The following is a 20,864-nucleotide window of genomic DNA, read 5'->3' as shown; positions in this document are numbered from 1 at the left end:
CTCAATCAAAGACGGCTCAAGGCCAGGCGGCTGCAAAGCCGTCGATCTGGCGCCAAGGTGACGCGGGCCAATGCCTGCCAGGCGTCCACGCCAGCAAAGCTGGCTCAGGCGATAATGCCCAAACGGATGGCCTTGGCAATTGCCTGAATGCGGTTGACTGCGTTCAGTTTGGTGGTTGCCGAGCCCAGATAGGCGTTGACCGTATGGACCGACAAGTTGAGCAGTTCACCAATTGCTTCACTTTTCATTCCATTGCCGACCTGTTGCAAGCATTCTATTTCCCGATCATTGAGGTTCTCGGAACCGGAGGCCAATCCGAACGCAAGCCGCAGCTTTTCGCGCATCACCGACAGAGATTTCCGGTGAAGGTCAATGAGCAGGTCGTTGCTCAGGCCAGCGTGGACATCGAAGAACACCACAAAGCCGTTACCCATCGCGCCAAGTTGAACCGGAAACGCTATTGTCTTGGCAGCCACGGTTTCCGTGCTGACCACAACGGCGGGGGAAGTTTCCCCGACGGGAGTGCTGTCCGGGGTGAAAATCAACGGGCATGGCGAGGCATCGAGATGGTGCAGCAGAAAGCCCGCCTGAGCGCTGACAAACTCGGCGACGGCGTCCTGGCTTCCCGGACTTTGGATCGCACAGACCAGTTTGCCAGGCTTGAGCAAGGTATGGGCTTCCGCGACCAACAGCGCAAAGATCCTGCTGCCACACTGCCTTTGCATCGTCACGAGCCTGGGGAACAGATCGGCGGTCGATCCCGCCATGCCAGCATTCGCTTCCTGCAAGACGTCCCGGCCGCGATCCTGGGCATACTGAGCTGTTTCGAATTCCATCAAGATGGTCCTTCTGTCAGATAATTCTTTGCCGGACAGCGAACGCGACTGCTTCGGAACGGGTTTTTGCTCCGGTCTTGTTCATGATGCTGGTGATGTAGTTGTTGACGGTATTGCGGGAGATCCCGATGATCAAGGCGATTTCATCACTGGTTTTTCCCTCACCGATCCAGGACAGACACTCGACTTCGCGAACGGTCAAATCTGAAAGGGCACAATTGTCGGAGACGATTTCGGGAAAATGGGAGGTGTGGTAGGCGGCAGCCAACGCCACATCCCGCAAGCGATCATGCGACAAGGATGCATCATTGCCAAACAGAAATGCCAGCAACAAGCGCGCCTGGCCGGCATTGTACGGGATCACGCAAACCCTGCGGGAGAATTCACCTGACACATCCAGTACAGGATCGATTTCCTGGAATGCCGGTTCAAAAGCCTGCAGGCATCGACGAACTTCGCTTGTGCGTGCCTGTAAATCGACTAGCGAGACGCCGAAGCTACGGACCAGATTGAATGGCCAGTCCGACGTCATTATGAAATCATGATTTCTGTCTGAATACAGATCCGTCCGAGCCAGGAGATAGCATCGCGCTCCGGCATAGGCCGTCACAAGCTCCATTCCACCAGACAGGTCTCGACTGTTCCGCTTGGATTCCAGATCATGGATAAACGCCCCGCGCGCGATCATCCGACCCCCTTCCCTCATGTTCAGCACGCAACAGTTCACGCACTCTCATTCACCACATGGCCCCACGGCGTATCGGCATTCACATGCCAGACGTGCTGCCCGGCCCTGATACCCATGCCGCCAACGCGTTACCCCCGGAGCACACTGCGGGCCGACGAATCATCAGACCGGCTCTTACAGTGTGCAGGACATGACCGTAAAAAAACATAGCCATATTCGGGGGCTGGACAGGACCACTTTTGTTTCACACTGCTGCCAAGCTAAGGCAGTTTGTTCAAGTTCCTGCATGCCACCTTAACCTTGCTCCTTTTAAGGCAACCACGATTAAATCGGTCATTTTTGCTTTATTTAATCGTAAATTGCGGATGAGCGACAGAATTACCTGCCAGACTGGCGCAATTAGTTTCACCGACAAACAGATGTCTCTTCCGCTTTGCATAGATGAGCCTGCGGGTTCGACTGCGCCGCCGGCCCAGCATGGCGGCAGGCTCGAATCTATAATGGGAATATTTGAGATACGGGCCGGGATTGCACAGGAGAAGACCAGAGATATCCGTTGTTCAGGGGATAGCTGCGCCTGCAGCCTCACGCTGTCCTGGCAATCTGCCCGGCCTTGGTGCCGACAGCCACGGTGGTCAATACATGACCACAACGCCGCCCAACCAGAAGGATAGGCGGCGTTGTATCAGCTTACTCTCATCGAGCTCATCAGGCCTTGATCAAGCCGGTCAAGCTGCTTCGCTGGATGCCCAGCTTCTCAGAATCTTGGCGGCACGCTCTTCGTTGATCTCGACCATGCGGGCAAGACGCCGCTCCGGCCCTTCCTTGACGCGGCGGTTGAAGGAACCGCTGTCCTCAAGTTCGAGTTCAGATTCGCTTTCCTCGCCAAATCCGAAGTCCGCGCCGAAGCCCTCCATCGGGATGCCGGCGCCGGCCATGGCACCCGGCGAGAAGTCAGGCAGCTCCAGCTCGTCGTTGTCGAGCGCCTCTTCAGCCTGACTGCCCGCCCCTGTGGCCCCGCGCAGCAGCGGGCGGAAGCCAAACATAATCAGCAGCACCGCAACCGTGATGAAGGCGATCGCATTGATGATTGTGCCGAGCTGGGTTCGCAAAGCATCGACAAAGCCCGGCTGTGCCGCGTCGGCTGTCAGGAGTTCACTGTCCAGGAATTCCATAAAGGTGACTGTGGCGCGATCGCCGCGTTCGATATCGAGACCGGCAGCGCTGGCCACAACCTGTTCAAGCTCCGCCAGGTAGGTTGCGATTTGTTCCGGCGTGGGCTCGCCGCCCAGCATGGCATCTATGCGGGACTTGTTGACCACAACCGCTATCGACAGGGCCTCAACGGAGTAGCTGTTGCGCACCGTCGACACGGTCTTGGAGTTGATCTCGAAATTGGTCTGCTCTTCTTTCCGCTCTGCCAACTCACTGGATTTCGGACCGGTTGCATCGGTGGCGGCGGGACCCTGATCCGGAATGTTTTGTTCAACGGTGGCAGGTGTTCCGCTAGCCGACTGACTCGAAGTCTGGTTTTCCCGTGTAACCCGGATCGAGCGCTCCACACGCGATTCGGGATCATAAACGGTTTCCTGGATCTGCTGGCTGTCGGTGTTGACCTGGGCGTTGACGCTGGCTCTGAAGTTCTCGACCCCGAGGAACGGCGAGAGCGCCTTTTCAATGTTGGTTTCGACCTCGGTCTGAACCAATTGAACAATCGACATCGAGCGGTTGATGTTCGAGTTGGAGAAATCGTCCCCGGCAGCGAGAAGCTGACCCGTCGCATCAAGCACGGTGACTTCATCCACAGTCAGGCCCGGCACCGAGGAAGCAACCAGATGGCGGATCGAATCCGCAGTGCGGTTGGCCATATTGCTGGCGGCGCGGACCATCACGGAGGCTGACGGCTTCTGGTCTCCTCGCCGGAAGTTTCCGCGATCAGGCATCACGATGTGGACACGGGCGGCGGAGATGCCGTTGATGGACTGGACGGTTCGGGCAATTTCGCCCTCAAGTGCCCTGACCCGGGTCACTTCCTGCATGAAGCTGGTCAACCCAAGCGAGCCGACATTGTCGAACAATTCGTAACCGGCGTTGTTTGACGATGGAAGGCCACGCTCGGCGAGCAGCATTCTCGCGCGGTTGGTCATGCCGGCGGGCACCAGTATCGACGACCCATCCGATCCAGTGGCAAAATTGATATTGGCTTCAGCCAGCACCAGACTGATCTGGTTAATATCTTCACCCGAGAGACCGATATACAGCGTCTCTTGCGTTGGTTTGTTGAGAAAAATTGCAGATCCGATGATCAGCAAGATGGAAAGTGCACCGACAACGCCAAGGGCCAATAGCCTTGCCTGACCGAGTCCGGCCAGATTCTTGGAGATGTGTGACAGCTGGTTCAACAGACTCATTCTGTATCCGCGCTCAATAAAAATTGCCGGCCAGGATGACCGGTGAGGGCACCCTAGGAAGCGAAACTTGCGCGAAGGTGGTCTGAAGCCGAATGAGCCCGACCGGTCAGAAGAATTCGAGGTCGCCAGACGCTTTCTGGTAAATCTCTGCAGAAGGCTCGGCGTGAAGAGACGCCTTCAAACGGCGCTTCATATCGTCCAAAGTTATCAGGTTGAGCGCCGTGGTGATGTCGATGACGTGCTCAGGCTCGACCCGTTCGCCGATCTGATTGAGAAAAACCGCCAATCCCTGGGTCTTTTGAACCGCAAGGTCAATGCCCTGCATGACCCGCATGTGATCGGGCGAAGCGAGGAACTCAGTCGATCGGTCGTTGGACAGGAGCGGCTCGAGCCGCTCGATCAATTGTGCGACATCGACGAGTTCCGAGCTGATGCGGGCTATCACTTCGCGCAATGGTTCATGCACATCGGAGCCGGTTTCGGTAGGCATTTTTGTCATCGTGCCGGTACTCCTCAAAAGAACTCGATCGACGTGTCCGCCGGCTTTGGTACAACAATTCTGGCAGGCGCAGTCTCGAGCGCCACTGTCTTCTGCAGTTCGTTGCCGGACAGCGGATATTGACGCGCACGGCCACTGACCGGAAAATATTCCAGTTTCCGGCCGACATCACCGCCAGTGTTTTTGCCGACGATGCGAATGCCTTCGTCACTGAGAAATTGCTCCGCGAATTCAGCATTCTTTTCGCCGACATTGGAAAAACCGGCGATGGTCTTGGCTCCGCCAATGATCTTGGCTTCGAGACGGTCGCGCCGGGCACCTTTCTTCAACAAGCCGTTGATCAGCAATTCCATCAAGTGCACACCATACCGGGTTGCTTCGCCGCCAGAACCATTGGCCTCGCCCGGAAGCAGGAAATGATTCATGCCGCCGACGCCGGCTACCGGATCGCGCATGCATGCAGCGACACACGATCCCAGTATGGTTGAAAGAACCACATCCGGATCATCCGAGACTTTGAATTCGCCCTGGATGACATGGACCCGGCGAAACGAGGCATCAATCGTCACTTGAGCGCCCCAAACACAGCTTCGATCGCCGCCTTCATCTTTTCAATGGTGAAGGGTTTGGCAAGAACGTTGTTTGCGCCCAGGGCCGCAGCTTTTTGCACCAATGCCCGGTCGCCCTGGGCAGTCAGCATGATGAATGCCGCGCGTTTGGTCGCCGGGTTGGAGCGGACCGCCTGAAGCAGCCCCAGTCCGTCCATTTTCGGCATGTTGAAATCCGAGATGACGAGGTGGTGCGGTTGCTGGCTCATGATCTTGGCGCCCTGCTCTCCGTCACCGGCCACGGTAATCTGCGTGAAACCGAGTTGCTGGAGCGCATCGCCGAGAAGAAGCCGGCTGGTCACCTGGTCATCAACGATGAGAACCTTGATTTTCTGTGCAATTGACATCATGCGACCCTATCTTTGCGAGACGTTATTGTAGTTGTTTTAAGGATTTCTTCGCCGATCAGATTGAGCGGAAGTTCACACTCGACAGCACCGATTTCCTTTGCCACCCGCGGCATGCCATAGACAACGCAGGTCTTTTCGTTCTGACCGATTGTAAAGGCGCCGGCCTTGCGCATTCCGAGCAGGCCCGCAGCACCATCTCGCCCCATACCGGTCAGGATAATGCCGACGGCTTTGCGTCCGGCAATTCTGGTGACGGAGTCAAACATCACATCGACGGAAGGTCGATGACCGTTTACCGGGCACCCCTCGAGCAGGGTGCATCTTGGCGCATTCGGGTTGGAAACCTCCATATGCCGATCCCCCCCAGGCGCAAGGTAGACCCGGCCAATTTCCAGCCGGTCGCCATCCTCGGCTTCCTTGACCTGCGGAACGCAAAGCCGGTTGAGCCGTTCTGCAAAGCTCTTGGTGAATGTCGCCGGCATATGCTGGGTAATGATCGTTGGCGGACAATTGGCCGGAAACTTCGTCAGAACCGCGATCAGCGCCTCAACTCCGCCTGTGGACGCTCCAATGGCGATAATCTTGCGGGCAGGCTGATAATCGCCGGCAGCCGAATAGGCCGGCGCTGCGGTGACTGTCGTTCCCGCACTCACGGGATCTGGCAGATGGCGCTGCGACCGCGCCGCAGCCTTGACCGTTTCAGCCAGACCGGCGAATGGCGACGGATCACCCGGCAGCGGCTTGCCGACGCAATCGAAAGCACCGATTTCCAAGGCCGCCAGCGATGCATCGGCGCCACGTTGGGTAAGGGTCGAGACCATGATGACCGGCATTGGCCGAAGTTTCATGATCTTGTCGAGAAACTCGATGCCATTCATGTTTGGCATTTCGACGTCAAGGGTGATGACATCGGGATTGAGCTGCTTGATTGCGGCGCGGGCTTCCATCGCGTCGGCGGCCTCGCCGACAACTTCGATGCCCGCATCGCTGCGCAGCACCGCCCTGATCAAGCCACGCATGGTGGCGGAATCATCAACAACAAGGACCCGTGCACGTTGTGTCATGACTGTCAGGTCCTTCCCTTGTGGCGATAGGTGGTGATGGCCGTATTGTCGAACCGATCCTTGCCCTCACCGGACAGACGCTCGGAATGGCCGATGAACAAATGCCCACCCGGCGGCAGCAGATCCGCGTAGCGCACCCAGATTTTCGCCTGCGTGGGCTCATCGAAATAGATTACGACATTGCGACAGAAAATGACATCAAATGGCCCGCGGAACGGCCACTGAGCCATCAGATTGAGTTCCTTGAAGCTGATCAGCTGCTTGACCTGGTCACTGACCCGCCAACGCTTTTCCGGCGTCTGGGTGAACCATTTCTTGCGCATGGCCGCCTCGACAGTCTCGATCGACTGCTCATCATAGACGCCGACCTTGGCCTGGGCGATGATCTTGGGATCGATGTCGGTGGCGAGTATCTTGATGTCCAGCGCAGCGGCGTTCGGCGCCATCGACAGAATCGTCAGCGCAATCGAATAGGGTTCCTGGCCGTCTGAACAGCCGGCCGACCAGATGCGGACCCGGCCTCCAGCCCTGGCACGGGCCAGGAGTTCCGGCAGAAGTTCCTGGCCAAGATATTCGAAGTGATGGTTCTCGCGGAAGAACCGGGTGAAGTTGGTGGTCAGGAAGCTCAGCATCTCGCGCCGCTCATCCGCCCCGGCAGCGGAGCCGACGAGCGCACAATAATCCTGGAAGCTCGCCATTCCGATTTGGCGCAGCCGCTTGGACAGACGGGAATAGACAAGCGAAGCCTTGGTCTCATTGAGGGCAATGCCGGCGTCGGAATAAATCATTCCGGCAATCTCGGAGAGATCCTTGCGCGTGAGAGGAAATTCCCCCTTCACGAGGCATTCATCAGGCCGACCTGACTGGAGTATGGCAGCGGCGCTCATAAGGCCTCACTTTCGATATTGCCCGGACGGGCATTCCATTCAATCACCCAAACCACACGGTCTTGTGCGAACAGGACACCGTCACCGGTTTCAGCCAGACAGTTCAAACCATGGATGTCATTCGCAAAAAACTGCATCGGATCAGAGCCTTCCTAGCCTGTTGCCGCAAGCGCCATTTCGGAGCTGAGCGGCTGTCCGCGGGACGCTATGACCACTGCGTCGACATCAAGGATGAGGGCCACACGGCCATCGCCCAGAATAGTCGCCGCGGCGATGCCCGGAACATTGGTGTAGTTGGCCTCAAGGCTCTTGATGACCACCTGACGCTGGCCCTGGATGGCATCGACCATGAGCGCGCGCTGTCCACCGCCTTCCGATTCGACGAGCAGGGCGACACCGGCGACAGGATCGGCGAGATCGGAGCGGAAATTGAGGATATTGCCGACATCGACGAGCGGGCAGAAGGTCTCGCGGATCGCGATAAGCCGCTGGCTTGGTCCGAACGAGTGAATGTCCTTCTTCTCCGGCTGCAGCGTTTCGACGATCGCCGTGAGCGGAACCACCAGCGTCTGGTTGGCGACAGTGACAACCATTCCGTCAAGCACCGCGAGCGTCAACGGCAAGCTCATGGTGAAGACAGAGCCCTTGCCGGGTCTGGATGTGATCGAGATTCGACCTCCCAGCGCCTGAATGGAGCGCTTGACCACGTCCATGCCGACGCCGCGTCCCGAAATATCCGAAATCTTGTCGGCGGTTGAAAATCCCGGATGGAAGATCAGGTTATCGATTTCCTCGTCACTGAGGTTGGAATCCGGCGTGATCAACCCGTTTTCGATGGCTTTGAAACGGACGCGGTCGCGGTCGATTCCGGCGCCGTCGTCGGCGATCTCGATGACGATGCGGCCGGAGCGGTGTTTGGCACTCAGGCGCAACACTCCTTCGGCGTTCTTGCCAGCAGCGGTCCGTTTTTCAGGCGTTTCCAGACCGTGATCGACCGCATTGCGGATCATATGGGTCAAGGGCTCGGCTATCTTGTCGATAACGGTCTTGTCGACTTCAGTGTTTTCACCTTCGGTGACCAGACGCACCTGCTTGTTGGTCATGTCGGCGATTTCACGGACGATGCGACCCATGCGCTGGAACACCGGCTTGACCGGCTGTGCACGGATTGCCATGACGCTGTCCTGGATTTCCCGGGTCAGTTGCTGCAGTTCTTCCAGTCCGAGATTGATCGCCGATGAGCTGCCGGATTCATTCTCAACCACACTTTGTGCCAGCATCGCCTGATTGATCACAAGTTCGCCGACAAGGTTGATAAGGCGGTCGACACGGTCAAGATCAACACGGATGGTCTGCGGCGCCGCGGAAACGGCGGCAACCGTGGCTTCCTTCTTCTCTACCTCGGCAGCAATCGCCTTTGCTGCAAGCGGCAGGTTCGCCGGCGCCAATGCCGCTTCGGCCATGGCCGGCTCAGACGCGGCTGCTTCGTCGGAGACAACCGGCAGGTCATCCAGCAAATTCAGATCGAAGGGCACAGGGGCCATTGGCTGGTCAGCGGCCGAAGCGTCCGGGTCGGCAAACGCCTCGTCGTCGGCACCTGCGGTAATTTCAATCTCCGCATCCCATTCGGCAAATTCGAACGCCTGGCGGATGGCCTCTTCATCCTTGTCGGTTTCAACACGGATCAGCCAGGAGAAATAGGCGCCTTCGGGATCGAGGAGATCGATGGACGGCAGCTGATCGACTTGGCAATGCACCTGCAATTCACCGATCTTGGCCAGATCGCGGATCAGCAGGACCGCCTCATTGCCCTTTGCATAGAGGTCGGAGCGGGGCTTGAAACGGACGGTGAAGACCGAGCGTCCCTCGCCGACCGCCTCATCGTCATCAAAACCATCGAAGCTGAAAGGGACCGGCTCAAAGCCGTTGTCATCGGCTGGTGCCGGCGTTGATGCAGCCGGGTCCGGATTTGCGGCAACCGGCGCGCCGGCAGCCGGTCGCGGCTGGCCTTTGGCATAGGCCTCGAGTTCCGCAACCAGGCCTGAGGTGCGGGACGTCTCGACTTTGCCGCCGTCGCGGGAGGCCGCGGTGAGGTCGGCCAGGACATCGGCCGATCTGAGCATCACCTTGAGCAAGTCAGGTGAAGCTTCGAGCTTGTTGGATCGAACGCAATCAAGTGTTGTCTCAAACACATGGGCAAAGGAAACGAGGTCATCCAGGCCGAAAGCCCCCGCACCACCCTTGATCGAGTGTACAGCGCGAAACACCGCATTGACCGTTTCCGGATCGGTATCGCCATCATTGAGTCGGAGCAGACCGGATTCCAGTTCTGCGAGTTGCTCCTCGCATTCCTGAAAAAAGATCTCCTTGATTTCATTCATATCCATGGGGCAGATCCTGTCAGGCAGTTACACGCTCAATTGCTGCGATCAGCTTGGACGGGTCAAAAGGTTTGACGATCCAGCCGGTGGCACCGGCTTCACGGGCCCGGTTCTTTTTCTCCGCGTCACTTTCGGTGGTCAAAACCAGGATGGGGATTGCGCGATAGCGTTCATTCTGGCGTACGCCTTCGATAAAACCGAAGCCGTCAAGCCGAGGCATATTGATGTCGGTGACAATGACGTCAGGATTGCACTCTTCGAGCACTTCCAGACCCTCAACGCCGTCCTCCGCTTGAATGGTATCAAAGCCTGCATTGTTCAGCGTCACCAGCAACATGTTGCGAATGGTCCGCGAGTCATCGACCGTTAAAACTTTTTTCTTCATTTCAGCGTCTCCATCGGCAGCAAGGCCTCATCCGAAATTCCTAATAAATTCAGCGTCTTGACAAACGCATCCGAAGCCTTCTCGACCTTGAAGTTCTGATCTTCGGCACGCCAGGTCATCGCGGCGGACAGCAACACCTGCATGCATTGGGCGCCAACCCGGCTGACATCGGACGCATCAATGTCGATGTCCTCACCCTTGAGCGCGAGAACCTGTTCATGCAGCCGGCTGGCTGCGTTGAGGTCCAGAACCTCTGGAAGTTTCAAAACCTTCGGTGACGTGCCGTCAGAAGCCATATTGACTATCCTCGCTGGAGAAAGGGCGTTTGCCGCGTGCTGCGGCGCATGTCTGGATCGGGTTCATCGCGCGACCCTGCGGTGCTGGGGCTGATCGTCTCTGACGGATGCATCTGACGTGCGCGCCGACAGCTCCAGGCTTTGAAAACCGCCATGACGCGCCTGACGGTGCAGCCTGATCTGCTCTCCCAGTTCGGAGATGACAATGTGCAGATCGTTGCCGGATTCAGCAACGCCGGCATAATCTCCGGCAGCGGATGTGATCGATTCAGCGACCTGGCCAATGGAAGACGCCGACACATTGACCTGATCTGCCTGGTCTTGCGCCTGGGTACCAACACCGGCAACCGTTTCCGATAGCTTGCCGACCTGTGAAACCAGACCGGACATCGCCGACCGGGTCTGGTCGACCAGATCCACACCGCGGCCGACCTGGGTTTTTGCGTCGGACACGAGATCCTTGATCTCGTTGGCTGCCCCGGCAGACCTCTGGGCCAGCGCGCGGACTTCCGTCGCGACAACCGCAAAACCGCGCCCGGCATCGCCCGCGCGCGCGGCTTCAATGCCGGCATTGAGCGCCAGAAGGTTGGTCTGGAATGCAATCTCGTCAATCACCGAGATGATCTTGCCGATCTGTTCAGCCGATTGTGCAACCCCGGCCATTGCGCCGATGGCGTCTCCAACGATGCGATCGCCGGCTTCGGCGCTGCCACGTGCCTCGGTGATGAGGGCCTCGGCGGTACGGGCCGTCTCCGCTGTCACGCGAATGCGCGCGGCAATGGCGGCCAGAGTGTCATGCTCACCGCTGGCAGTCGTGCCGTGGCGCTCGACCTGGGCACGCACCGTCTCGATATCATCGCACAGGCGCGCGGCCAGCTGTTCGGCATCCAGGAGTCGGGCGTCGGACCGGGCCATCAGCTCTTCGAGACGTGCGACCGCGTGATTGAAATCATTGGCTGTCTGATGGTGCGCTTCGAGCGCCTGCGGATCGAGCCGCACCGACAGATCGCCTTCGGCCACCTGCGCAAGCGCCGCACCCAATGTTGCATCAACAAGTCCACGCTCATGCGCAATGGCGTCCTCGCGCTGCTTGGTCAATGTTCTGGTCTGTTCATTCAGCCGGTGCGAAACCTGCACGTCGATATCGATAAGCGCAGCCTTGACCACGTCAACGAGACGGTCAGCCAGACGTGCCCGGTCAGCCCGCCGCGAGAACCCTTTGAACAGACCTGTGTGACTTTCATCGACGAGACGGCGAATCACCCGTTCAAGGATCAGACCGTGACCGGCAATCGACCAGCCCGCATCCAGTCCGATGCGCTGGCGGACTTCCCCCAGAATGACCGAGCGGTCGACATAAAGGCCGTCAAAACGTCCGTCGGCCAGGATCGACCAGTGCGCCGCCTCCAGCTCTTCAAGCCGATCGATCTGCCGGCCGGAGGTAAACAGCGAGGCGATTTGGGGGGTGTTTTGCAAACGTTCGAAAAATGCGGAGAGTGCGGCTCTGGCTTCAACCTCGATCATCGGCCGCATTTCACGCAGGCGTTCGCGGCTGCCGGTGTCCAGGGCGATCAGGTCAAGCCTTGCGCGCAGACCGTCGGCGGCTGCCCTATCCCTCACCCTTGCTTGAACCTGCCCCACGCCTTTGACCCCGGTCGACGGCCACCGGCCGCGAATGCTCTTGCAGCCGCAATGCGGAGGGTTCGGCAACAAACCGTCTGATGCGCCCTTCACAGCCGTGAAAGACCACAGTCCGTATGCTGCCTACACGCCGCATGGCCCTTGATTTTGGTGATCCGAGCCTGCCCGGAAAGTCGGAGCGGCTTCATGCCTTTGTGGGAGCGGACTGGCCGCGCCTCATCACAATCCAACAATTAGATTGTTTTTTACGTATTAATCCTTGCCTGAAGGTTAACGGCCGATGGCAGTGTTAATCATATCCAGGCAGTGAACCACGTTTTCGCTTGGCCGAAGTTCAACCGCAGCCGAGAAAGCCCAGATCATCGCACACAAGTTTCAGGCAAGTTGCGTCTGGCAGATTGAGCTCGCATGATGACAATGAAGTCAGCTGAGGCCGAGCAATGATTGTTCTAGGAATAGGTGCGATTGCGATCGCATCCGCCACATTCGCAAGCATTTCCCTTCTTCTTTATGCAAGTGAAAATCGACGCCGGTCGGTCCGGATCTTCTGACCCGACCTCGTTGCTGTTTGCCGTTGGATGGCTTGCTGTTGCCCTCTGGCCCAACAAACATGTCCGCACGCTAATATTTTAACCGCCGACTGCAAGATTTTGCAGCCTGACGGCTGGCTGCGGGCTTTCACCAGATTGTCCCTTCCGGGTGGATTGGCGTCGTGCCGAGCGGTCGCGCATGAACGAGAAGTTGAGACCCCGACGATGACGCCGCTTGCGGCGTATCTGTGGTGACGAAATTCCCGGACAAAGACCACCTTGCAGCCCCGCCCATTGGGCGCGGGCACAGCAACGCGGCTCCGCGGGCGCAGCGGCACCTCCTTGTGCTCGGGCGAGTTACGGGTACAGACCTGCGACCCGGGCCCGGAGCTGGGTTAACCCCAGGACGGTGTCTGTAATCGGCGTCGGAGTCTGCGTAATCCGGCCCAGTTCCTGGACGGATCGAACCAGGGCATCGATTTCCATCGGACGCCCAGCGTCCAGATCCTGCAACATCGAGGTTCGGTGTGCGCCGACAGCGGCCCCGCCATCGATGCGCCGGTCGACATCGACCGGAAACCTGACGCCGAGCTTCTCGGCGATGGTCTGGGCTTCGAGCATCATGTTGCGCGCAATGAGGCGCGTTGCTGGGTCCGTGCACAGAACATCAAGCGTGGCATGGGTGAGCGCCGAGATCGGGTTGAAGGACAGATTGCCCCAGAGCTTTGTCCAGATTTCGTCGCGCAGCTTTGGCCGCACAGGTGCCTTCAGCCCCGCTTCGGTCAGCACTTTGGACAATGCAGTCGCGCGTTCGGATTTGGAGCCATCCGGTTCTCCGAGTGAAAACCGATTGCCCTCGATGTGCTTTACAATCCCCGGCTCGATGACCTCTGCGGCCGGATAGACGACACAGCCCAGGACATTGTCGGGACCGAAGCCATCCCATTGGACGCCGCCCGGGTCGACGCTCTCCAGTCGGGTGCCTTCCAGTGCCCCTCCGACCTTGTGGAAATACCACCAGGGGACACCGTTGACGCCGCTGACAATTGTCGTGGTTTTGCCCATGAGAGGCTTTATCTTGCCGACAATTGCCGGAACCGAATGGGCCTTCAGTGTCACGATCACATAGTCTTGCGGACCCAGATCCGCAGGATCGTCACTGACGGTGACAGCGACGTTGGTGGTGGCGTTTTCCTCGATCAGGGTCAGCCCGTTCGCACGCATGGCGGAAAGATGAGGTCCGCGGGCGACGAGACTGACATCTGCCCCGACCTGCGCCAGCTTCGCCCCCATATAGCCGCCGATCGCACCGGCGCCAAAAACACAAATCTTCATGAGACTATTCCACACACCATCACGTGATCAGGCCAAGCTTCCGAGCCAGACCGATGCGCTGCATCTTGCCGGTCGCCCCCTTGGGGATTTCATCGAGAATGACGACTTTGCGCGGAACCTTGAAATCGGCCATTCGCGCTGCAGCGAATTCACGAATCTCGCTCTCGGTTGCCTGCATGCCTTCTCTCAAGACAACGGCCGCAGCCACTTCTTCGCCCAGTTTGGGATGCGGCAACGCGAAGGTAACCACTTGCGCGATCGCGGGATGATCCATCAACACGCCATCGACTTCCAGCGGGCTGATTTTCTCACCTCCACGATTGATGATTTCCTTGAGCCGGCCGGTGAGTTGCAGGTATCCCTCACCGTCAAGCACTCCCCGGTCGCCGGTTCTGAACCAGCGCCGACCATCGGCAACAAAGAAGCTCGCCTGGTTGGCTTCCTCGTTATTTTCATAGCCCGGCGTCACATTCGGCCCGGAGATGACCACCTCACCAACATCATCGACAAGCCTATCTTCAAGCTCGGCAGCAATGCCGACCAGGGGACCGGCGGCGATGCCGACCGACCCGGGCTTCTGCGCCCGTGGCGGCAGTGGATTGCACGTCATCTGATGGGCCGCCTCCGTCATCCCATAGGCCTCGATCACCGGGGCGTGAAACGTCGAGGCGAGTTCCGACATCACTTGAGCGGGAAGAGACGCCGATGACGAGCGCAGAAAGCGCAGCGGCACGTCCTCGATGACATCCTGGTTGCGCGACGCACGGCTCAGCAAGGCCTGGTGCATGGTCGGCACCGCCGTGTACCATGTCGGGCGGGCCTCCTTCATCCATCCGAAAAAGCGCAGCGCGTCGAAGCCCGGAGCGCACCAGATCGACGCCCCGGCAGCCAGCGATGAAGTGACCGCAGCAATCAACCCGTGAATGTGGAAAAGCGGCATCACATTCAGACACCGATCACCAGGTGTCAGCTGCAAGGTCTCGTGGATGTGCTCTGCCGAGGCAGCGACATTGGAGTGCAACAGCGGAACGATTTTGGGTCGTGACGTGGTGCCCGATGTATGAAGGATCAGCGCTATATCATCATGGTTCGGCGGCCTCACATCGGTACCGGGCGCAATTTGCCCGTCCAGTTCCAAGGTGAAATGGCCGGCCGGCGCGGAGGCCTCGGTTTTCAATCTGAGGATCGATATGCGGTGCGCTCTGGCGGCCGTGACCGCGGGGCCTTCGTCGCCTTCCGGCACGACCAGCGCCTTGGCCTTGAGGTCGCCCAGATAGAAGGCATATTCCTCTTCGCGGTAGGCCGGGTTTAGCGGTGCGGTCACGGCTGCTTGGGCGATGGTGATGAAAGCGGTCGCCATCTCAGGCCCGTTGGGCAGGACAATGGCGACGCGGTCGTTTGCCCCGATACCGAGGCGGTTCAGCGATCGGCCAACGCCGGACGCCAAATCACGCAGGCCAGCATAGGTAAGCCATTGCCGATCGGGGGCACCGATGGCGAGACGCTCGCCATCGTGGTTGGCAATCAGTGCTTTGAGGGTACCGCTCATCGTGCTCGCTCCTGATTTTGTCCCGGCCGGTCAGCGGGTGTCATTCCCGCTGACCGGTACAGTCATTTCAAGGCCCGAGCTCTAGCGTGAAGCTGCGTAATAGGACACGCGGCGTTCCAGATAGGCCAGGAACTCGGACAGTGAGAAGGCGACAGCAAACAGCACGATCAAGACCGCCCAGAAGTGCTTCATCATGAAGTTGTTGGAGTAGAGCTCAAACAAGGCGCCAAATCCGACGATCGAAATCAGCAACTGGCCAATGATGACGCCCTTGACCGCACGGATCACGCCGATGCGCACACCGCCCAGGATCTCGGGCAGCGCCGCCCAAAAATAGATCTTGAAGAAAGCATCCATCGGCGTCGCGCCGAAGCTTCTCGCCATGTCGACCAGCGACCGGTTGATCTGCTTCACACCGGCCCGCGAATTCAGAATGATGATCCAGATCGCAAACAGAGTTGTGGTGATGATGATCGACTTCATGCCGAAGCCGAACAGAACCATCAGAACCGGAACCAGTGCGGTGAGTGGTGCGCTGAGAAAAATATTCACCCAGGGCAGGATCAGTTCATCGAGCAGGCGGCTTTTGCCAATCAGGATACCAACCGGAATGCCGATGATGACGGCGAAAAAGACACCGGCAAGAAAAGCATAGGCGGTTTCATACATCGCCTTCAGGAAAGCCGGCGTGCCGATCACGTCAACCAAGGTCACGAAAACGTCGGACAGGGGTGGAATAAAGAATGTCCACCCTGTCCTTCCGACAACTTCCCACAGCAATGCCCACAGCAGAAGCGAAGACATTCCCGGCAGTCTATAACCAAGTACCGTCATGTCAGCCTACTCCACATAGTTGCGCAATGACGCCCAGATTTCATCCACGATATCCAGATATTCCGGCGAACGGCGAATGTTCTCCTTGCCGGTGCCGCGGAAACTCGTGGGACGAATAATTTCGGAAACCCGGCTTGGCCGCGGCAAGAGGATGGCGATTTGATCCGACACATAGACCGCCTCTTCGATTGAATGGGTGACGAAAATAAAGGTCTTGTTTTCGCCGCGCACCAATTCGAGCATGTCCTCCTGGAACTTGCGCCGGTTCTGCTCGTCGACAGCCGAAAACGGCTCATCAAGCAGCAGCACCTGCGCGTCGACGGCGAGCGCCCGGGCCAGTCCCACACGCTGGCGCATGCCTCCGGAGAGTTCGTGCGGATAGGCTTTTTCAAACCCTGTCAGCCCGACATTCTTGATGTATTTCTCCGCGATTGCCTCACGTTCGGATTTTGCAACACCGCGCAGCTCAAGCCCGAATGCGACGTTGCGAAGAACGCTTGCCCAGGGAAGCAGCGCGAAATCCTGAAACACAAAGGAGCGATCCGGTCCGGGGCTGGAAATGATCTTGCCTTCGATCTCGACTTCGCCCGAATCTGGTTTGAGCAGGCCGGCAATAATCTTGAGCAAGGTCGTCTTGCCGCAGCCGGACGGCCCCAGCAAGGACGTCAATTGACCGCGGGGAAATTCGAGAGACAGGTTCTTCAGCGCCTCAACGTCACCATAGTTCTTGGAGACGTTACGGACCGAGACTGCGCTGTCGGCGTCCAGAGGCACGGCCTTTGCGAAAGCATCATTAGTCTGTGACATAACCACGATTGTTCCCTTCAAACAGATAGTTTTCAGTACGCTCAAGCAGGTTCAAGAAGAGAACGGCAAGGACGATGATGGAGAAGATCGCCGCGTACATCGACGGATAATCGGCAATCGAGCGACTATAGGTGATGATGTCCCCGACACCGGTCGGGGTGATTTTCAGCTCAGACAGGATGGCGCCGATAAAGCCGGCGGAGATACCGAGCCTGAGGCCGGAGAAAATCACAGGGGACGCGGCGGGGATGACGATCTTGAGAATGATATCACGATCGGAGGCCAGAAAGGATTTGCCCATGTCCTTGATCGACGCCGGCGTGTTGCGCACCGCACTGGCGGTATTGAGAACGATCACCGGCATGGCCATGATGCACACGACGAAGACTTTCGATGTCAATCCGATCCCATAGGCCATGACCAGAATGGGGATGAGTGCCGCCAGCGGAGCGGCCTGCATGACCACGAATATCGGCGAAAACAACCATTCAAAACGGTTGCTCAATCCAACCCAAAGGCCAATTGTGATGCCGAAGAAAGCCGAGATCGCCACCCCAATGACCAGCGGTTTCAACGTCTCTGCATAGGCAGTAAATATTGACCCGTCGAAGGTCATGACGCCCAGGGCGTACATGGATTCGAAAAATGTCGGAAAGGCGTAGCTGACCGGGACTCGACCGGCGATCTCCCATGCGCCGAACACGATGACGGCGGACAACAGCTTTAAAAGAAGAGAACGATTCATAGTCTTGGATCACCCCAAGCTTGAGAAAGCACGCCACCCGCCGCACTGGACGACGGGTGGCATTTTCCAGGTCTGTGTTTAGTTCTTCAACGCCGCATCAAGCGGCGCGAGGTACCAGAAGTCCTCGATATTCAAGGTCGAAGGATCGCCATCAAGCTGTCCCGCCTCGGAGTACCACTCCATATCGGCCTGCGCAGCCTTGCGTCCACCGCCGTTGGGATCGTAGAGACCGCCAGCGATTGCGTCGGTGTAAAATCCATCCAGCTCGGCAAGAATTTCTTTCGGCAGCTGGCCGATCGGACCATCAGGATTGGTCTCCTTGGCAATGATGGTCGGATCCTTGTGCATATCCTGCCAGACACTGACCAGCGCGGAGACCAGAATATTGACCTGGTCTTCATTCTCCTTGATCCAGTCAAGATTGGCAAAGAGTGCCTCATCGCTGGAATCGACTTCAAACATCGGCAAGACGTTGAACTTGTCCGGGAACTGCTTCACGATCTTGTTCTTGTTTGAAAGGTCGATGATGGTGGCATCGGTCTGGCCCGAAGCAAGCGCAACGACACGGTTGGCGGACCCGGGGACATAGGATCTGTCTCCGAATTTGATGCCGATCTTCTCTTCAATCACGTTGGCAATTGAATCTGTGCCGCCGCCACGCGAATGCAGCAAGATCGGCTCGCCATCGAGGTCTTTCAAGTCAGAGTATTTCTTGGATGTGACCGGAAAGAACTTCAGCTTGGAAAGCTGGAAAATGATCCGGATCGGCGCCTTTGATCGCTGCATCGCCGCATAGGGTGTGCCGAAGCCAATGTTCATCTGACCACTGAGCACCGCCTGAATGGCAAGCTCCTCGTCCGAGAAAGCGGTCCATTCATAATCCAGACCATTGGCTTTTGCACGGTCAAGCGCGACGAAGAATGCCGCCAGCTCGTCCGACGGTGTTTCCGCCAGCGCGATCTTGAGTGTTGCCGCTTGCGCGCCAGACATCATCAAACCCACAGCCATCGGCACTGCGACGGCCATACTCGCGATTCTTTTCAATACCTGTCTCATAGGCTCTCCTCCCAAAGTGCAGGGGCACATGCCGCTGCCATAAAACCTGCTCTACTCCATAAACCCCACCTAGCCTAAATTATCAACATTTTTCTGTCATTTGTTTATTTTTATCGATATTTTCTTGGCGCGGGGTCTTTCGAATTCCCTACAGACATGTGATTTCAGGCCCGACGGCCCGACATCCCATGTCCGTCGCTCAAATTTCGCCAAAAAGCCGCTCCGCCACCGAACGCAAATGCTTCCGCATCGCCTCGTGTGCGCCAGCCGGGTCACGGTTGATGATCGACTGTACGATCTCCTCGTGCTCCGCGAAGCTTCCGTGATCGGCAGGCGGCTTGCTGGATTGCCGCATGACCGCCCCCCAGGCAACCGCCCGGCGAACCATGTTGAGTTGGTCGAACACCGAAAGCAGCAGCAAATTGTCGCTCGCTTCGGCAACCTCGCGATGAAAGACGTCATCTTCGGTTTCGTACAGCTTCCAACTCGTCGCCGCGCGCATGCGCTGTATCGTGGCTTTCAACCGGGCAATTACATCGCCGGACGCATTGATCGCCGCTTCACGCGCAATCGCGGGCTCGATAGCCAGCCGCGCCCGCATCATCCGAAACGGAGTCAGCTGCTTTCCCAGCTCGGCTGGAGACTGGGTCATCCGGTCCAGATCATCAGCCGTGGCCGCAACGAATGTGCCTTTGCCGACATGCCGCCAGATCGTGCCTTCGCGCTCCAGAGCGTCGAGTGCCTTGCGCAACGTGTTGCGTGTGACGCCGAGTTCGGCAGTCAGCGCTCTTTCCGCCGGCAACCTCTCACCCGGCTTCAATCCGCTTGCAGCGATGTAATCCCGCAAATCGGTGATGGTGTCGCCTGCTGTCAGAAAACCGTCTCTACTGAGCATTCAAATCCCCAAATTGGTTGATCATTTTCCAGACCAATCAACCGCAGACTACAAATTGGTTGGGAAACTGCAAGGTGTTTATTCGCATTGGTTGCGATTGATTTTTATCGATCCGTGCAATATGTCGACACCACAACGCATTATCAGCTGGGAGACTTCAATGCCTGATTACGTAATTCCTGCCCCGAAAACTCCGACAATTCCCGTGCAGGGTGGCGGGGAGTTTCCCGTGAGGCGGGTCTATTGCATCGGCCGCAATTACGCTGCCCATTCCATCGAAATGGGCGATGATCCGGACCGCGATCCGCCGTTTTTCTTTCAGAAGAACCCGGACAACCTCGACAGTTCGGGAGACTTTCCTTATCCCGACCAGACATCGGACGTTCACTTTGAAGTTGAAATGGCCGTCGCGCTGAAGTCGGGCGGCACCAATATTCCGGTGTCTTCGGCGCTCGACCACGTTTATGGCTATGCACCGTGTCTGGACATGACACGCCGTGACCTTCAAAACGACGCCAAGAAAAAGGGCCGCCCCTGGGAAATCGGAAAGGCCTTTGAGCGCTCCGGACCAATTGGACCATTGCAAACTGTTTCGCAGGTCGGCCACCCCGCCGTGGGACGCGTAGAGCTGTTGGTCAATGGCGAGGTCAAGCAGGAAGGCGATCTCAATCAGATGATCTGGAAGGTTCCAGAGATGATTTCCTACCTCTCGGATTATTTCGAACTCCAGCCCGGCGACGTGATCATGTCCGGCACGCCAGCGGGTGTCGGCCCGATCGTCAAGGGCGATGTCATGGTGATCAATATTGCAGGCCTTGAATCTCTCGAGATCAAGGTGGTGTGATGGCCCAGCCCGCCGCACAGAGCGATGTGCGGCGGGCGGCCCTTGTCCTTCCCGGACGAAAGCTGCCCTGCCCTTCCTGCATACATAGATATGCAGGAAGGGCAGATGACTGAGGCTCCTGAGCAAGCCTTCCGGAGATGCTCGCATGGCCAATCAAGTGGAACAGGCGCCATACACCCCTGCTGCGCTTGAGCGGCGGGTACCGGATGTGCAAAAGCCGCGT

General features: G+C 57.9%; 21 protein-coding genes. 1 reads left to right on the top strand and 20 read right to left on the bottom strand.

Annotated features, from left to right (window positions below; translation table 11 throughout):
• Positions 1-104: 104 nt before the first annotated feature.
• The 20 genes from PZ897_RS11710 to PZ897_RS11615 all read right to left on the bottom strand — a co-directional run bounded on the left by PZ897_RS11710 (position 105) and on the right by PZ897_RS11615 (position 19,797).
• The gene (locus tag PZ897_RS11710) at positions 105-836 is read right to left on the bottom strand and encodes a helix-turn-helix transcriptional regulator (protein ID WP_275752464.1); all 732 of its coding nucleotides are present in this window, start codon (positions 834-836) and stop codon (positions 105-107) included.
• A 16-nt stretch (positions 837-852) separates the two neighbouring features.
• Positions 853-1,524, bottom strand: a complete 672-nt coding sequence (locus PZ897_RS11705) for a helix-turn-helix transcriptional regulator (RefSeq protein WP_275752463.1) — start codon at positions 1,522-1,524, stop codon at positions 853-855.
• Positions 1,525-2,252: 728 nt separating this feature from the next.
• Positions 2,253-3,935 (bottom strand): flagellar basal-body MS-ring/collar protein FliF, encoded by a 1,683-nt coding sequence (gene fliF, locus PZ897_RS11700; protein WP_275752462.1) that lies wholly within the window; start codon positions 3,933-3,935, stop codon positions 2,253-2,255.
• A gap of 106 nt (positions 3,936-4,041) precedes the next feature.
• Positions 4,042-4,434: a hypothetical protein gene (locus tag PZ897_RS11695; protein WP_275752461.1), complete on the bottom strand. Its 393-nt coding sequence runs from the start codon at positions 4,432-4,434 to the stop codon at positions 4,042-4,044.
• 14 nt (positions 4,435-4,448) lie between these two features.
• The gene (gene cheD / locus PZ897_RS11690) at positions 4,449-5,003 is read right to left on the bottom strand and encodes a chemoreceptor glutamine deamidase CheD (protein ID WP_275752460.1); all 555 of its coding nucleotides are present in this window, start codon (positions 5,001-5,003) and stop codon (positions 4,449-4,451) included.
• Entirely contained in the window at positions 5,000-5,389 is a 390-nt protein-coding gene (locus PZ897_RS11685) for a response regulator (protein WP_275752496.1), read from the bottom strand. The genes cheD and PZ897_RS11685 overlap by 4 nt, the downstream gene beginning before the upstream one ends.
• Entirely contained in the window at positions 5,389-6,456 is a 1,068-nt protein-coding gene (locus PZ897_RS11680) for a chemotaxis response regulator protein-glutamate methylesterase (RefSeq protein ID WP_275752459.1), read from the bottom strand. The genes PZ897_RS11685 and PZ897_RS11680 overlap by 1 nt, the downstream gene beginning before the upstream one ends.
• Before the next feature lie 5 nt (positions 6,457-6,461).
• Entirely contained in the window at positions 6,462-7,343 is an 882-nt protein-coding gene (locus tag PZ897_RS11675; RefSeq protein WP_275752458.1) for a protein-glutamate O-methyltransferase, read from the bottom strand.
• The gene (locus PZ897_RS11670) at positions 7,340-7,480 is read right to left on the bottom strand and encodes a hypothetical protein (protein ID WP_275752457.1); all 141 of its coding nucleotides are present in this window, start codon (positions 7,478-7,480) and stop codon (positions 7,340-7,342) included. The genes PZ897_RS11675 and PZ897_RS11670 overlap by 4 nt, the downstream gene beginning before the upstream one ends.
• A gap of 15 nt (positions 7,481-7,495) precedes the next feature.
• Positions 7,496-9,730 (bottom strand): chemotaxis protein CheA, encoded by a 2,235-nt coding sequence (locus PZ897_RS11665; protein ID WP_275752456.1) that lies wholly within the window; start codon positions 9,728-9,730, stop codon positions 7,496-7,498.
• A gap of 13 nt (positions 9,731-9,743) precedes the next feature.
• Positions 9,744-10,109: a response regulator gene (locus PZ897_RS11660; RefSeq protein WP_275752455.1), complete on the bottom strand. Its 366-nt coding sequence runs from the start codon at positions 10,107-10,109 to the stop codon at positions 9,744-9,746.
• Entirely contained in the window at positions 10,106-10,405 is a 300-nt protein-coding gene (locus tag PZ897_RS11655) for an STAS domain-containing protein (protein ID WP_275752454.1), read from the bottom strand. Before PZ897_RS11655 ends, PZ897_RS11660 begins: the two co-directional genes overlap by 4 nt.
• A 63-nt stretch (positions 10,406-10,468) precedes the next feature.
• Positions 10,469-12,025, bottom strand: a complete 1,557-nt coding sequence (locus PZ897_RS11650) for a globin-coupled sensor protein (RefSeq protein WP_275752453.1) — start codon at positions 12,023-12,025, stop codon at positions 10,469-10,471.
• A gap of 908 nt (positions 12,026-12,933) precedes the next feature.
• The gene (locus PZ897_RS11645) at positions 12,934-13,911 is read right to left on the bottom strand and encodes a 2-dehydropantoate 2-reductase (protein ID WP_275752452.1); all 978 of its coding nucleotides are present in this window, start codon (positions 13,909-13,911) and stop codon (positions 12,934-12,936) included.
• 19 nt (positions 13,912-13,930) lie between these two features.
• Entirely contained in the window at positions 13,931-15,460 is a 1,530-nt protein-coding gene (locus PZ897_RS11640) for an acyl--CoA ligase (RefSeq protein ID WP_275752451.1), read from the bottom strand.
• Between the two features lie 81 nt (positions 15,461-15,541).
• Positions 15,542-16,294, bottom strand: a complete 753-nt coding sequence (locus tag PZ897_RS11635; RefSeq protein ID WP_275752450.1) for an ABC transporter permease subunit — start codon at positions 16,292-16,294, stop codon at positions 15,542-15,544.
• Between the two features lie 6 nt (positions 16,295-16,300).
• Positions 16,301-17,101 carry an ABC transporter ATP-binding protein gene (locus tag PZ897_RS11630; RefSeq protein WP_275752449.1) on the bottom strand — a complete coding sequence of 267 codons (801 nt, stop codon included), beginning with the start codon at positions 17,099-17,101 and terminating at the stop codon, positions 16,301-16,303.
• Positions 17,088-17,846: an ABC transporter permease subunit gene (locus PZ897_RS11625; protein ID WP_275752448.1), complete on the bottom strand. Its 759-nt coding sequence runs from the start codon at positions 17,844-17,846 to the stop codon at positions 17,088-17,090. The genes PZ897_RS11630 and PZ897_RS11625 overlap by 14 nt, the downstream gene beginning before the upstream one ends.
• 78 nt (positions 17,847-17,924) lie before the next feature.
• A complete protein-coding gene (locus tag PZ897_RS11620) occupies positions 17,925-18,890 on the bottom strand; it encodes an ABC transporter substrate-binding protein (RefSeq protein WP_275752447.1) in 966 nt (321 codons plus the stop codon).
• 211 nt (positions 18,891-19,101) lie between these two features.
• Entirely contained in the window at positions 19,102-19,797 is a 696-nt protein-coding gene (locus tag PZ897_RS11615) for a FadR/GntR family transcriptional regulator (RefSeq protein ID WP_275752446.1), read from the bottom strand.
• A 160-nt stretch (positions 19,798-19,957) separates the two neighbouring features.
• On the opposite strand from PZ897_RS11615, the gene PZ897_RS11610 reads away from it, so the two are divergent.
• On the top strand, positions 19,958-20,641 hold the full coding sequence (locus PZ897_RS11610) for a fumarylacetoacetate hydrolase family protein (RefSeq protein WP_275752445.1): 684 nt from the start codon (positions 19,958-19,960) through the stop codon (positions 20,639-20,641).
• Positions 20,642-20,864 lie beyond the last annotated feature (223 nt).

The organism is Hoeflea sp. YIM 152468 (assembly GCF_029210485.1).
In the GTDB taxonomy this organism is placed as follows: domain Bacteria; phylum Pseudomonadota; class Alphaproteobacteria; order Rhizobiales; family Rhizobiaceae; genus Hoeflea.
The sequence above is the reverse complement of the archived record's forward strand: the minus strand, read 5'-3'. Positions and strand labels throughout refer to the sequence as shown.

Excerpts from the sequence above, each read along its gene's own strand:
- PZ897_RS11670 (WP_275752457.1), bottom strand. The coding sequence starts at position 7,480 with ATGCAGTTTTTTGCGAATGACATCCATGGTTTGAACTGTCTGGCTGAA.
- fliF (WP_275752462.1), bottom strand. The coding sequence starts at position 3,935 with ATGAGTCTGTTGAACCAGCTGTCACACATCTCCAAGAATCTGGCCGGA.
- PZ897_RS11665 (WP_275752456.1), bottom strand. The coding sequence starts at position 9,730 with ATGGATATGAATGAAATCAAGGAGATCTTTTTTCAGGAATGCGAGGAG.
- PZ897_RS11710 (WP_275752464.1), bottom strand. The coding sequence starts at position 836 with ATGGAATTCGAAACAGCTCAGTATGCCCAGGATCGCGGCCGGGACGTC.
- PZ897_RS11640 (WP_275752451.1), bottom strand. The coding sequence starts at position 15,460 with ATGAGCGGTACCCTCAAAGCACTGATTGCCAACCACGATGGCGAGCGT.
- PZ897_RS11680 (WP_275752459.1), bottom strand. The coding sequence starts at position 6,456 with ATGACACAACGTGCACGGGTCCTTGTTGTTGATGATTCCGCCACCATG.
- PZ897_RS11675 (WP_275752458.1), bottom strand. The coding sequence starts at position 7,343 with ATGAGCGCCGCTGCCATACTCCAGTCAGGTCGGCCTGATGAATGCCTC.
- PZ897_RS11615 (WP_275752446.1), bottom strand. The coding sequence starts at position 19,797 with ATGCTCAGTAGAGACGGTTTTCTGACAGCAGGCGACACCATCACCGAT.
- PZ897_RS11705 (WP_275752463.1), bottom strand. The coding sequence starts at position 1,524 with ATGATCGCGCGCGGGGCGTTTATCCATGATCTGGAATCCAAGCGGAAC.
- PZ897_RS11625 (WP_275752448.1), bottom strand. The coding sequence starts at position 17,846 with ATGAATCGTTCTCTTCTTTTAAAGCTGTTGTCCGCCGTCATCGTGTTC.
- PZ897_RS11695 (WP_275752461.1), bottom strand. The coding sequence starts at position 4,434 with ATGACAAAAATGCCTACCGAAACCGGCTCCGATGTGCATGAACCATTG.
- PZ897_RS11630 (WP_275752449.1), bottom strand. The coding sequence starts at position 17,101 with ATGTCACAGACTAATGATGCTTTCGCAAAGGCCGTGCCTCTGGACGCC.
- PZ897_RS11655 (WP_275752454.1), bottom strand. The coding sequence starts at position 10,405 with ATGGCTTCTGACGGCACGTCACCGAAGGTTTTGAAACTTCCAGAGGTT.
- PZ897_RS11645 (WP_275752452.1), bottom strand. The coding sequence starts at position 13,911 with ATGAAGATTTGTGTTTTTGGCGCCGGTGCGATCGGCGGCTATATGGGG.
- PZ897_RS11660 (WP_275752455.1), bottom strand. The coding sequence starts at position 10,109 with ATGAAGAAAAAAGTTTTAACGGTCGATGACTCGCGGACCATTCGCAAC.
- PZ897_RS11610 (WP_275752445.1), top strand. The coding sequence starts at position 19,958 with ATGCCTGATTACGTAATTCCTGCCCCGAAAACTCCGACAATTCCCGTG.
- PZ897_RS11635 (WP_275752450.1), bottom strand. The coding sequence starts at position 16,294 with ATGACGGTACTTGGTTATAGACTGCCGGGAATGTCTTCGCTTCTGCTG.
- PZ897_RS11685 (WP_275752496.1), bottom strand. The coding sequence starts at position 5,389 with ATGTCAATTGCACAGAAAATCAAGGTTCTCATCGTTGATGACCAGGTG.